The following is a 12,781-nucleotide window of genomic DNA, read 5'->3' on the forward strand; positions in this document are numbered from 1 at the left end:
AGTTGCGCAAGGCTTCCGGGACCGCTTCATCCATATCAGCGAGCCTCACGCAAGGAGAGAATAATGATTTCAGCGAGTCTGCTCACCGAGTTCCAGAATCTGCTGGGCAAAGACAATGTCCTCGTAAGCGAGTCCGACCGCCACGCCTATTCCTACGATGCCGCCGTGCTCGACGCGGTCGTCCCGGAACTGGTGCTGCGTCCGACCAACAGTGAACAGCTGGGCAAGACCGTGGCTCTGTGCAACGAGAACAAGTTGCCCATGACCGTGCGCGGCGCCGGCACCAACCTGAGCGGCGGGACCATCCCGACCAAGGAACACGGGGTCGTCATCCTGACCAACGGCCTGAACAAGATCCTCGAGATCAACGAGCAGGACCTCTACGCCGTGGTTCAGCCCGGCGTGGTCACCGCCAAGTTCGCGGCCGAAGTCGCGCGTCGCGGCCTCTTTTATCCGCCGGACCCGGGCTCCCAGGCCGTTTCCACCCTGGGCGGCAACGTCAGCGAGAACGCCGGCGGTCTGCGCGGCCTGAAGTACGGCGTGACCAAGGACTACGTCATGGGCGTGAATTTCTGGAACGCCGAGGGCGAGTACGTCAAATCCGGCGGCAAGACCGTCAAGTGCGTCACTGGCCTCAACATCGCCCAGCTCATGGTCGGTTCCGAAGGCACCCTCGGCGTGTTCGACGAGATCATCCTCAAGCTCGTCCCGCCGCCAGTGGCCTCCAAGGCCATGCTGGCCGAGTTCGACGACATCAACAAGGCCTCCGAGACCGTGGCCGCCATCATCGCCAACAAGATCGTGCCCTGCACCCTTGAGCTCCTGGACAACGCGACCATCAACTATGTCGAGGATTTCACCAAGGCCGGCCTGCCCTGTGACGCCGCGGCCATCCTGCTGATCGAGGTCGACGGCGGGCACATCGCCCTGGTCGAGGACGACGCCGAGAAGGTTGTCGAGATCTGCAAGAAGCACGGCGCCCGCCGCGTGCAGATGGCCAAGGACGCCGCCGAGAAGAACAAGCTGTGGGAAGCCCGCCGCAACGCGCTGCCGGCCCTGGCCCGCGCCCGTCCGACCACCGTTCTCGAAGATGCCACCGTGCCGCGCAGCCAGATCCCGGCCATGATCAAAGCCATCAACGACATTGCCGCCAAGTACAAGCTGCAGATCGGCACCTTCGGCCACGCCGGCGATGGCAACCTGCACCCGACCATCCTGACGGACAAGCGCGACAAGGAAGAGTTCCACCGCGTGGAGCAGGCCGTCGACGAGATCTTCGACGTGGCCCTGTCCCTGGGTGGCACCCTGTCCGGCGAGCACGGCATCGGCACGGCCAAGTCCAAGTGGCTGGAGAAGGAAACCTCCAAGGCGACCATCATCTACTCGCGCAGACTGAAGAAGGCGGTTGACCCCAACTACCTGCTCAATCCCGGCAAGATCATCGGAGGCTAGTCATGCACGAAGATCTCCATCAGCTAGCCAAGATGCTGCACGAGCTCGACGACCAGATGGTCGCGTGCATGAAGTGCGGCATGTGTCAGGCGGTCTGCCCGGTATTCTCCGAAACCATGAAGGAGGGCGACGTCGCCCGCGGCAAGATCGCGCTTCTGGAAAACCTGTCCCACGAGATGATCGCGGACGCCGAAGGTGTGCAGGACAAGCTCAACAAGTGCCTGCTCTGCGGCTCCTGCGCGGCCAACTGCCCCAGCGGCGTGAAGGTGCTTGACATCTTCTTCAAGGCCCGCGTCATCGTGAACACGTACATGGGCCTTTCGGCCACCAAGAAGGCCATCTTCCAGGGCCTGCTGACCAAGCCGGCGCTCTTCAACTCCGTGCTGGACGTGGCCTCCAAGTTCCAGGGCGTGTTCACCAAGACCGCCAACGAGGTCATCGGTTCGTCCTGCTCGCGCATCAACGCGCCGGTCATCGGCGAGCGGCATTTCATGCCCCTGGCCAAGAAGCCCCTGCGCAAGCTGGAGCCGGCCCTGAACACCCGTCCCGGCAAGGGCGGCTACCGCGTGGCCTTCTTTCCCGGCTGCGTCATCGACAAGATCTACCCGCAGGTCGGCCAGGCCGTCCTGAAGGTCCTGCGGCACCACGAACTGGGCATCTACATGCCCGCCGGCCAGGCATGCTGCGGTATCCCGGCCTTGGCCTCGGGCGACAAGGAATCCTTCGACAAGCTCGTGAAATGCAATCTCGAGATCTTCGAGAAGGAGAACTTCGACTACCTGCTCACGGCCTGCGCCACCTGTACGGCCACCATCCACGAGCTGTGGCCCATGATGTCCGGCGACAAGACCGAGAGCATGCAGGAGCGCATCGCCGCCCTGGCGGCCAAGACCATGGATGTGAACCAGTTCATGGTCGACGTGCTCAAGGTCGCCGCGCCGGTGCAGGGACACGGGACCAAGGTCACGTACCACGACCCGTGCCACCTCAAGAAGTCCATGAAGGTCTTCGAGCAGCCCCGTGCGCTCCTCAAGAGCAACCCCAAGGTGGAGTTCGTGGAGATGTCCGAGGCAGACCGCTGCTGCGGCTGCGGCGGCAGCTTCAACCTGCAGCACTACGGGCTGTCCAAGGACATCGGCAAGATCAAGCGCGACAACATCGTCGCGTCCGGCGCCCAGGTCGTGGCCACGGGCTGCCCGGCGTGCATGATGCAGATCTCCGACATGCTGTCCCAGCATGGAGACAAGATCGCAGTCAAACACGTTATGGAAATCTACGCGGAAACGCTGTAAACAGATGGCGTCGACGTCGGTCCTGTGCCGGCGTCGGCGCCTTTCCGTCAGTGATATTTCAACATGCCGAAATCATGAAAAATATACCTGACGGAAGTTTTCTCTTTTTTTCGAAATTTTACAGCTTGTGTAACCAACCAATTTGATTTACCGACCGTGAAACATCACGGGACGGGACACGTCGGAAACCGGACCGGCATTCAAGGGAAGGAATATGGCCAGAAATCTATACATCACGGCGACGGAATCTCGCAGCGGAAAATCAGCCATTGTCCTCGGCGTCATGCAGATGCTCCTGCGTGACATCCGCCGGGTCGGCTTCTTCAGACCCATCATCAACGACGTGCCGGACCGCAAGGATCACGACATCGACCTGGTCCTGTCCCAGTTCTACCTGGGCCTGCAGTACCACGAGACCTACGCCCTGACCATGCGGCAGGCAAAGGAACTGGTCAACGCAGGGCAGCACTCCATCTTGATCGAAAAGATCATCAACAAGTACAAGGAGCTGGAGAGCAAGTGCGACTTCGTCCTGCTTGAGGGCACGGACTTCGAGGGCACAAGCCCGGCTTTCGAGTTCGACATCAACGCCGACATCGCCGCCAACCTCGGCAGCCCGCTCCTGGTCGTGTCCAACGCCTGCCAGAAGACCGAGCACGAGATCATCAGCGCCACCAAGCTGGCCGTGGAGTCCTTCGCCGACAAGGCCGTGGACATCCTGGGCGTCATCGTCAACCGCACGGACGTGCCCGATCGCGACGCGCTGCGCATCGCCCTGAAGAAGACCCTGAACAAGCCCGAGACGCTTCTGTACATCATCCCCGAGGTGGCCATCCTCGGCAAGCCCACCGTGGCCGACGTCATGAAGTGGGTGGGGGCCGAAGTCCTCTACGGCCGCGAGAACCTCGGCGCGCAGGTCGACGACATCGTCGTGGCCGCCATGCAGATCGAAAATTTCCTGAACTACATCGAACGCGGAAGCCTCGTGGTCACCCCCGGCGACCGCTCGGACATCGTCGTCAGCAGCTTGGCCTCCCGGCAGTCGTCGTCCTACCCTGACATCGCCGGCATCCTGCTGACGGGCGGCATCCGCCCCGGCAAGGCCGTGGACCGGCTCATCGAAGGCTGGACCGGCGTGCCCGTGCCCGTGCTGCTCGGCAAGGAAGCCACCTTCCAGACGGCCCGGCGCCTCTACAACATGTACGGCAAGATCGAGCCCGGCGACCAGAAGAAGATCGCCTCGGCCCTGGGCGTGTTCGAGGAGAACGTGGCCACGGACGAGCTGCGCCAGCGCCTCGACACCCGCAAATCGACCAAGGTCACGCCGCAGATGTTCGAGTACGGCCTCATCGAGAAGGCCAAGAAGCACCGCCAGCACATCGTCCTGCCCGAGGGCGGCGACGAGCGCATCCTGCGCGCGGCCGACATCCTGCTTCGCCGCGGCGTGGTGGACCTGACCATCCTGGGCGACCCCAAGGCCATCTCCTCCATGACCTCCCAGCTGGGCCTCAACCTGAGCGGCGTGAACATCATCGATCCGGTCGCGTCGCCCGACTATAACGACTACGTCGGCACCTTCATGGAACTGCGCAAGAAGAAGGGCGTGTCCAAGGAAGTGGCCTGCGACTGCATGGTCGACCCGACCTATTACGGCACCATGATGGTCTTCAAGGGCCAGGCCGACGGCATGGTCTCAGGCGCCATCAACACCACGGCCCACACCATCCGCCCGGCCTTCCAGATCATCAAGACCAAGCCCGGCGCGTCCATCGTGTCGAGCGTGTTCCTGATGTGCCTCAAGGACCGCGTCCTGGTCTTCGGCGACTGCGCCGTGAACCCGAACCCGACGGCGCAGCAGCTGGCCGAGATCGCCATCAGTTCGGCCGAGACGGCCCGCATCTTCGGCGTGGACCCGCGCGTGGCCATGCTGTCCTACTCGACCGGTGATTCCGGCGCGGGCGGCGACGTGGACGTGGTCATCGAGGCCACCCGTATCGCCCGCGAAATCGCCCCGAACCTGATGCTCGAAGGGCCACTGCAGTACGATGCGGCCATCGACCCCGAGGTCGGCGCCAAGAAGCTTCCCGGGAGCCAGGTGGCCGGACGGGCCACGGTCTTCATCTTCCCGGACCTGAACACCGGCAACAACACGTACAAGGCGGTCCAGCGCGCCGCCAACGCCGTGGCCATCGGCCCGGTCCTGCAGGGCCTCAACAAGCCCGTCAACGACCTGAGCCGCGGCTGCACCGTCCCCGACATCGTCAACACCGTGGCCATCACGGCCATCCAGGCCCAGGCCGAAAAAGGCTTCATATAACGAGGATACCATGAAGATTTTTGTCATCAACTCCGGGAGTTCCTCCCTCAAATACCAGCTTCTCGACATGGAAAACGGTTCCGTCATGGCCACGGGCCTGGTGGAGCGCATCGGCGAAACCGTGGGCAAGCTCAGCCAGAAGAACTGGCCCGGCGAGTCCCGGCAGGCCGAAGTGGAGCGGGAGATGCCGTTCCCTGACCACCGCGCCGCCATGCACACCGTGGTCGACCTGGTCACGGGCACGGACACGGGCGTCATCGCCTCGGCCGCCGAGATCGACGCCATCGGCCACCGCGTGGTCCAGGGCGGCGAGACGCTGTTCAAGAGCACCCTCATCGACGACGACGTCGTGGCCAAGATCCGTGACAACTGCCACCTCTCGCCCCTGCACAACCCGGCCAACCTGGTCGGCATCGAGGTGGCCCGCGAACTCTTCTCCGGCGTGCCGCAGGTGGCCGTGTTCGACACGGAATTCCACCAGACCATGCCCGCCGAGGCCTTCATGTACCCCATCCCGTATGAGCTGTACGAGGAACTGCGCATCCGCCGCTACGGTTTCCACGGCACCTCGCACCGCTACGTGGCCCAGCAGGCCGCGGCCATGCTCGGCAAGGCCGCGGACGAGGTCAATCTGGTGACCCTGCACCTGGGCAACGGCTGCAGCATGGCCGCCGTGCGCAAGGGCAAGTGCATCGACACGTCCATGGGCCTGACCCCCCTGGCCGGCGTGATGATGGGCACCCGCAGCGGCGACATCGACCCGGCCATCATCCCCTTCCTGATGAAGGAGAAGGGCCTGGACATGGGCCAGATCGACGACATCCTGAACAAGAAGAGCGGCCTCAAGGGCATCTGCGGCATGAATGACATGCGCGACATCCATGCCGCCGCCCATGACGGCGACAAGAAGGCCGCCCTGGCCGTGGACATGTTCGTCTACAGCATCAAGAAGTACATCGGCGCCTACTACGCCGTGACCGGCCCCCTCGACGCCCTGGTCTTCACCGCCGGCATCGGCGAGAACGACGACGAGGTGCGCGCGCGCGTCTGCGCCGGCCTCGAGCATCTCGGCATCAGCATCGACCCCGAACGCAACGCCGGACGCAAGAAGACCGCCACGGCGGTCCAGGCCGACGGCAGCAAGGTCGCCATCCTCGTCATCCCCACCAACGAGGAATTGGCCATCGCCAAGGCGACCCTGAGCGTTTTGAAATAGGATCAGAGCCTCCCCCTCCTTGCGCCCCCTCGGGAAGTCACTTTCCCGGGGGGGCCTTTTCGTTTCTGCGCCGTCTGTTTCCGGCCAACCGCGCCGTGGCCGCCTCAAATCCGTTGTTTTCTCCGGCTCGATGTGCAAGTCTGCCGACCTGACGAAACCGGCCCGTCTGCCTATGGCGCCGGGCACATGGAGGATCGATGAAAAGATTGTTTGTTCTGCTGCTCGTCTTCGCTGCCGGCGCATATGCCGCTGCCGCGTATCTGCTCGGCGGACAGGCCCGCGAGCAGTATTTTTCCCTGTTGAAGGAGCACGAACGCTCAGGCCTCGTGTCCCTGACCAACCAGTACTACGAGCGCGGTTTCCTCGCTTCCCGTGCCGCGACGCTGGTGGAGGTCGCCGTTCCCGGAGCGGAGCAGGGGGGCGCGGCGGCGAAGACCGTACGCTTTACGCTGCGTCATGAACTGCGGCATGGCCCCATGCCGGATCTGTTCGACGGGTTTTCTTTCGACACGGCCCTGGCGACCATGAAGAGCGTCGTCGAGCCCGTCGATCCCGGTGACGACGTCGGGAAGCTGTTCGCCGAGATCCCGGAGCTGGCGCAGTCCAGGTCCACGCTGCGCGTGGGCTTTTCCGGCGAGATCAAGGGTGATCTGACGGTGCCCGCTTTCGAGAAGAACGGCGGGGAAGGGGAGCGACTGACCTGGGGCGGGCTGACCCTCAACATCGTCCATGAGCCCATGACCGGAGCTGTGCGGGGCGATTTCTCCCTGCCCGGCCTGTCCATGGCCGCGGACCGGGGCAGGGTGGCGCTGGATGGCCTGACCGGCACCTTCGACCTGGTCGAGGCCCTGCCGTACCTCTATGTCGGCCGGGCCGAAGGTGCGGTGGCGTCCATCAACATGACCCAGCCGGGTGCAGAGAGCGTCCTCGCCACGGACCTGCGCGTGTCGTCGGAAAGCAGCTGCGAAGCCAACCTGGCCGCGATGCTCCAGAAGCTCGACATCGCCAGGGTCGAGTACGGCGGTGGGGCTTTCGGTCCGCTGTCCTGCGACTTCGAGGCCAGAAACCTCGACGCCCTGGCCCTGAGCGAATTCCAGTCCCGCCTGCGCCTGCTGGCCGGTGCGAGCGACGTGGACGCCGACGCCCTGTCCGCACAGGTCGGGGAGCTGTATGTCACCCTTTTCGGGAAATTGCTGGCCGGAAAGCCTGAGTTGCGCATCTCCCGGCTGCGCCTGGGAACGGCCCGGGGCGACCTGACGGGCTCCCTGCAGGTCAGAAGCGACGCGCCCGCCGGACAGGCTGCGGTCAATCCGCTGCTCCTGCTGCCCTATGTCGAGGCCGAGGCCGAACTGATCGCCTCCGAAGAGCTTCTCGTCGGCCTGCTGGGCCTGGACGTGCGCAGTCAGGACCCGGCCGCCACGGACGAAGCCGTGGACCTTCTGGCCAGGCAGCGCTTCCGTGATCAGATCGAGCCCCTGCTGGCCCGGGGATTCCTGACGCGCGAAGGCGCGAACATCACGGGCCGGGCTTCCCTCAGCCAGGGGCATCTGACGGTCAACGGGCAGTCCACGCCGCTGTTCTGAGGCGGCGTACCAGCGCCTGCGGCCGGTCGCGACCGGGAGGAGGGTTTCGGACGGCACTCCGGACAGGCCCCCCGGCGCATGAAGCAACGGCACGACGAACCGCAACCGCAAACCGGAGATTTCATGTTCCGCTTTGTCCACGCCGCCGACATCCATCTTGACAGCCCCCTGCGGGGCCTCGAATCCTACCCCGACGCCCCGGTGGAGCAGATCCGCGGGGCCGCCAGGCGGGCTTTCGACAACCTGGTCGACCTGGCCATTGAGGAGGGGGCGGCTTTCGTTCTCCTGGCCGGCGACCTCTTCGACGGCGACTGGAAGGACTACAACACGGGCCTCTACTTCACCCATCGCATGGGGCGCCTGCGCGAAGCGGGCATCCGGGTGCTGCTGGTTTCGGGAAACCACGACGCCGCGAGCCAGCTGACCCGCACCCTGCGCTTGCCGGACAACGTGACCCTCTTCCCGCACCGCAAACCGGCCACCGTCACCCTCGACGACCTGGGCGCGGCCGTGCACGGCCAGAGCTTCGGCGGCCGCGTCGTGTCCGAGGACCTGAGCCGGGACTACCCACATGCCGTGCCGGGCATGTGCAACATCGGCCTCCTGCACACGAGCCTGACGGGGCGGCCGAACCACGAGAATTACGCGCCGTGCACCGTCGAGGGTCTGGCCTCCCGGGGCTACGACTACTGGGCTCTGGGCCACGTCCACCGGCGCGAGGTGGTCGGCCGCGACCCGTGGATCGTCTTCCCCGGCAACATCCAGGGACGGCACATCCGCGAGACCGGGCCCAAGGGCTGCGCCGTGGTCACCGTGGAGTCCGGGCGCGTCAGTGGCGTGGAGTTCCGCGATATCGACGTGCTGCGCTTCGAGGCCTGCCGCGTGGATCTGACCGGCTGTGCGGGGCCCGACGGGGTGCGCGACCGGGTGCGCGAGGCGCTGGACGCGCAGCGCAGGGAGACGGACGGCCGTCCCCTGGCCGTGCGGGTGACTCTGGAAGGGTGCACGGACCTGCACGCGGGCCTGCACCGCGACCGGGGGCACCTGCGCGAGGAGCTGCGGGCCCTGGCCGCAGACTTGGGCGACGTGTGGCTGGAGAAGCTGGAGGTGGCCACCCGGCCGAGCGCGGCCGGGCAGCCCGAGGAGGATTCGCCTTTGGCCGGGCTGGAACATGCCGTGGCCGCACTGGAGCTGGACGGGTCGCTCCTCGGTTTGGCGCCGGAGTTCGAGAACCTGCGCGGTCGCCTCCCGGCCGAGCTGTTGGCCGCCGAGGACCCGTTCCATCCGGACGAAAAGGGGATGGCGGTGCTTCGCGACGAGGTCCGGGAGCTGCTCATGGCCCGGCTGCAGGAGGGACGCCATGCGGATTGAACGCCTGGAACTCGCGGCCTTCGGCCCCTTCACCGGCCGGGTCCTTCTTTTCGACTCGAATCTTCCCGGCCTGCACGTGGTGCACGGCCCCAACGAGGCTGGCAAGTCGAGCGCCCTGCGCGGCCTGCTGGCCCTGCTCTTCGGTTTCCCGCCGCGCACGGGCGACAATTTTCTGCACGCCTACGACCAGTTGCTGGTGGGCGGGCGCCTTCGCCGTGACGACGGCCTGTCGCTCTCTTTTCGCCGTCGCAAGAAGGCCAAGAACGACCTTTTCGACGAGTCCGACGGCTCCCTCGGGGCTGACGCGTTGACGCCCTTTCTGCACGGCGTGGGGCAGGACATGTTCTCCGCCATGTATGGCATCGACCACGAGACCCTGGTCCGCGGCGGCCAGGGCATCCTCGATCAGGAGGGCGAGGTGGGGCAGGCCCTCTTCGCCGCCGGGGCGGGCTTCGCCTCCCTGCGGTACGTGCTCAAGGGGCTGGAGGACGAGGCCGACGAACTCTTCAAGCCCCGCGCCTCGACCCGGGCCCTGACGGCCGCCCTGGCGCGCCACAAGGAGCTGCAGTCGCAGCTGCGGTCCGCCAGCCTGGCCGGGCACGACTGGCAGAAGCACAGTCAGGCCCTGGCCGAGGCCGAAGGGGAGGTCGCCGCCCTGTCCGCACGCCGTGAAGAGCTGAACCGCAGTCTGCACCGGTTGGAGCGGCTGCAGCGGGCCCTGCCCTTCCTGAGCCGGCGTCGGATGCTTCTGGAGAAACTTCAGGAAATGGGTGAGGTTTTTGCCCTGGCCGACGATTTTGGTTTGCGTCGGCGCGCACTGGAAGAGAAGGGCCGGACCCTGCGCGTGCGGCTGGAGGCGGTGGAGGCTAGGCGCGCGGAGATCGGGGAGCGCCTGGCTGGCCTTGGTTCCGACAGAACGGTTCTCGTCCACGTCGAGGACATCGAGAACCTTCACCAGCGTCTGGGCGCGTACCGCAAGGCCCTGGCTGACCGACCGACCCTGGACGGGCTGCGTAAGGGGTTTAAGATCGAGGCTGCGCACCTACTGCGTCGCATCAGGCCTGACCTGAATGTCGTGCAGGCCGAGACCCTGCGGCCCGGATTGGCCAAACGCAGGGCAGTCCAGGCCCTGGCCCAGCGTCATGCGGCAGTGTTCCAAGGCGTGCAGCAGGCCGAAACGCGCCTGGCCGAGTTGGGCAAGGAGTTGGAGAGCCGCCGAGCCGAACTGGTTTCCCTTGGCCGGGAAACCGACGTCGCGGCGCTGGCGCAGGCCATCGGGACCGCGCGCAAGGCTGGGGACCTGGACGAGGATCTGCGCCAGCGGGTGGCCGACGGCCAGAGGCTGCGCGGCGTCTGCCTGGCCGCCCTGGACCGCCTGGGATTGTGGACGGGGAGCCTCGAAGCCGTGCCCTCCCTGCGTCTGCCCCTGCCCGAGACAGTCAACGAATTCGAAGCGGTCCTGCAACGCCGGGACGAGGAACTGCGCCGTCTTCGTCAGGAAGAGGAGCGCGGCGTCCAGAACCTAGAGTCCCTGGAGCACGAGCTGCGGGCCATCGAGCATGCCGCCGCCGTCCCGACTGAGGCAGAATTGGTCGACTGCCGTGTCAGGCGCGAGGAGGGATGGAGCCTTCTGCGGCGGCAGTGGATGGACGGCGAGGACATCGAGGCCGAAAGCCGTCTCTACGCGGAGGAAGGGTCCTTGCCCGAAGCCTACGAACAGTGGGTGGCAAAAGCCGACCTGACGGCCGACCGCATGTACAGGGAGGCCGATCGAGTCCAGAAGCACGCCCACCTGCTGGCCGGCATCGAGTCCGTCCGGACCGCGCTGGACGGGCTGCGGGCCGCCATCGCCGCGGAACTGGCCGAACGCGAGGGCATCCTGGCCCGCTGGCGGGAGCTGTGGGCCCCGTGCGGTATCGAGCCCCTGGGGACGCGTGAAATGCGGGCTTGGTGCGCAAATTTCGACGACCTTCGCCGCAAGGTCGAGGAGCTGGACCGGGCCCGCGCCGAACTGACTTGGCACCAGACGCGGCGTGCGGAGCTGCGTGAGCTGCTGCTGCTCGAGCTTGACGCCCTGGGACAAGCCGCGGAACGGACCGGCGAGGAGCTGGCCCCGGCACTACGCCGGGCCGAGGCCGTGGCCGAGGCCCTGAGCGCGGGCCGGGTCAGGCGCGAAACCCTGGCGCGGGCCGTTTCCGATCTCTCGGCGGCCGTGGGCAAGGCCGAGGTGGCCGCCGACGTCGCGCGCAGACAGGCCGACGAATGGCGGGAGTCCTGGGCCGAGGCCATGGCCTTCCTGGGTCTTCCCGGCGGCGCATCGCCCGAGGAGGCCGACGACTACGTGGACACGGTTCAGGACTGCCTGGCTAAGCTCGACGAGGAGGAGAAGCTTCGCAAGCGCATCACCAGCATCGACGATGACGCCCGAGTCTTCGAGAATGACGTGCGCGGGGTCTGCCGCCTTGTGGACCCGTCCGCGGCGGACCTTGACGTCGCTCTGGCCGTGGGGCGCCTCAAGGACGTCTTGGTCCGCGCGCAGCAGGAGCAGACCATGCGGGCCCGCTTGGAGGAAGACGAAACCCGGGCCGTACGGGAAATCCGCTCCCTGTCCGAAGAGCTGGCCGTGGTCAATGAGGGGCTGGCGGCCCTGCGGGCCGAGGCGCGCGCCGATGACGACGAGGGCATGGCCGAGGCAGAGCGGCGGTTCGCCGCCTGGTCCCTGCTGCGCGGGGACGCGGACAAGGTCGAGGCCGACCTGGCCGGCATGGCCGAGGGCGGAAGTCTCGAAGATCTGGAATCATTGGCCCGCGAACACGATGCCGATTCTCTGCCCGGCCGCCTGGCCGAACTGCACCTGGAGCTCAAGGAGCGGATCGAGCCGAGGCTGCACGCCCTGGCCGAGGTCATCGGGCGGGAGAAGAACGAGCTGGCGCGCATGGACGGCGGCGACGCCGCAGCCCGCGTGGCCGAGGAGATGCAGGAGGTCCTGGCGACGATCTCGCGCCTGACGGGGCGCTACATCCGCCTCAAGGTCGCCTCGGGGGTGCTGCGCGCCGAGATCGAACGCTACCGCGCCGCCAACCAGGGGCCGCTCCTGTCCATGGCCTCGGACCTTTTCCGTGATCTGACCCTGTCGTCCTTCGCCGGCCTGCAGGCCGACATCGACGAGAGCGACCGGCCCGTCATCCTGGGCCTGCGCCCCGGAGGCGAGCGGGTCCGGGTGGACGGCATGAGCTCCGGCACCCGCGACCAGCTCTACCTGTCCCTGCGCCTGGCGAGCCTTTCCTGGCGCGCACGCACCGCCGAGCCCATGCCCTTCATCGTCGACGACATCCTCATCAACTTCGACGAGGCCAGAAGTGGGGCGACCCTGAAGGCTTTGGCCGACATGGCCGGGCATACCCAGGTCATCCTCTTCACCCACCAGGCCCATGTGGCGGAACTGGCCCGAGGGTTGGGGGGCGGGGAGCGGGTGTTTGTGCACGGGTTGTAGGAACGGGAAACGAGGGCATGCTCTTCGTGATGGCGGTTAGAACCGCGAGCATCTCGG

Annotated in this window: 7 protein-coding genes; all 7 read left to right on the forward strand. The window is 66.3% G+C overall.

The features are described from left to right. The first annotated feature begins 63 nt into the window (after positions 1 to 63). The 7 genes from G394_RS0101010 (at position 64) to G394_RS0101040 (ending at position 12,724) form a co-directional block, all read left to right on the forward strand. Positions 64 to 1,452 carry an FAD-binding oxidoreductase gene (locus tag G394_RS0101010; RefSeq protein ID WP_028576052.1) on the forward strand — a complete coding sequence of 463 codons (1,389 nt, stop codon included), beginning with the start codon at positions 64 to 66 and terminating at the stop codon, positions 1,450 to 1,452. Positions 1,453 to 1,454: 2 nt separating this feature from the next. Then, positions 1,455 to 2,744: a (Fe-S)-binding protein gene (locus G394_RS0101015; protein WP_028576053.1), complete on the forward strand. Its 1,290-nt coding sequence runs from the start codon at positions 1,455 to 1,457 to the stop codon at positions 2,742 to 2,744. Positions 2,745 to 2,958: 214 nt separating this feature from the next. Further along, positions 2,959 to 5,061, forward strand: coding sequence for a phosphate acetyltransferase (gene pta, locus G394_RS0101020; RefSeq protein WP_028576054.1), 2,103 nt, complete (start codon positions 2,959 to 2,961; stop codon positions 5,059 to 5,061). A gap of 10 nt (positions 5,062 to 5,071) precedes the next feature. Then, entirely contained in the window at positions 5,072 to 6,277 is a 1,206-nt protein-coding gene (locus tag G394_RS0101025; protein WP_028576055.1) for an acetate kinase, read from the forward strand. 197 nt (positions 6,278 to 6,474) lie between these two features. After that, positions 6,475 to 7,860, forward strand: a complete 1,386-nt coding sequence (locus G394_RS0101030; protein WP_028576056.1) for a YdgA family protein — start codon at positions 6,475 to 6,477, stop codon at positions 7,858 to 7,860. Positions 7,861 to 7,983: 123 nt separating this feature from the next. Then, positions 7,984 to 9,231: a metallophosphoesterase family protein gene (locus G394_RS0101035; protein ID WP_028576057.1), complete on the forward strand. Its 1,248-nt coding sequence runs from the start codon at positions 7,984 to 7,986 to the stop codon at positions 9,229 to 9,231. Next, on the forward strand, positions 9,221 to 12,724 hold the full coding sequence (locus tag G394_RS0101040) for a YhaN family protein (protein ID WP_028576058.1): 3,504 nt from the start codon (positions 9,221 to 9,223) through the stop codon (positions 12,722 to 12,724). The genes G394_RS0101035 and G394_RS0101040 overlap by 11 nt, the downstream gene beginning before the upstream one ends. Positions 12,725 to 12,781: the final 57 nt, after the last annotated feature.

The sequence above is a fragment of the Desulfomicrobium escambiense DSM 10707 genome (assembly GCF_000428825.1).
Lineage (GTDB): Bacteria > Desulfobacterota > Desulfovibrionia > Desulfovibrionales > Desulfomicrobiaceae > Desulfomicrobium > Desulfomicrobium escambiense.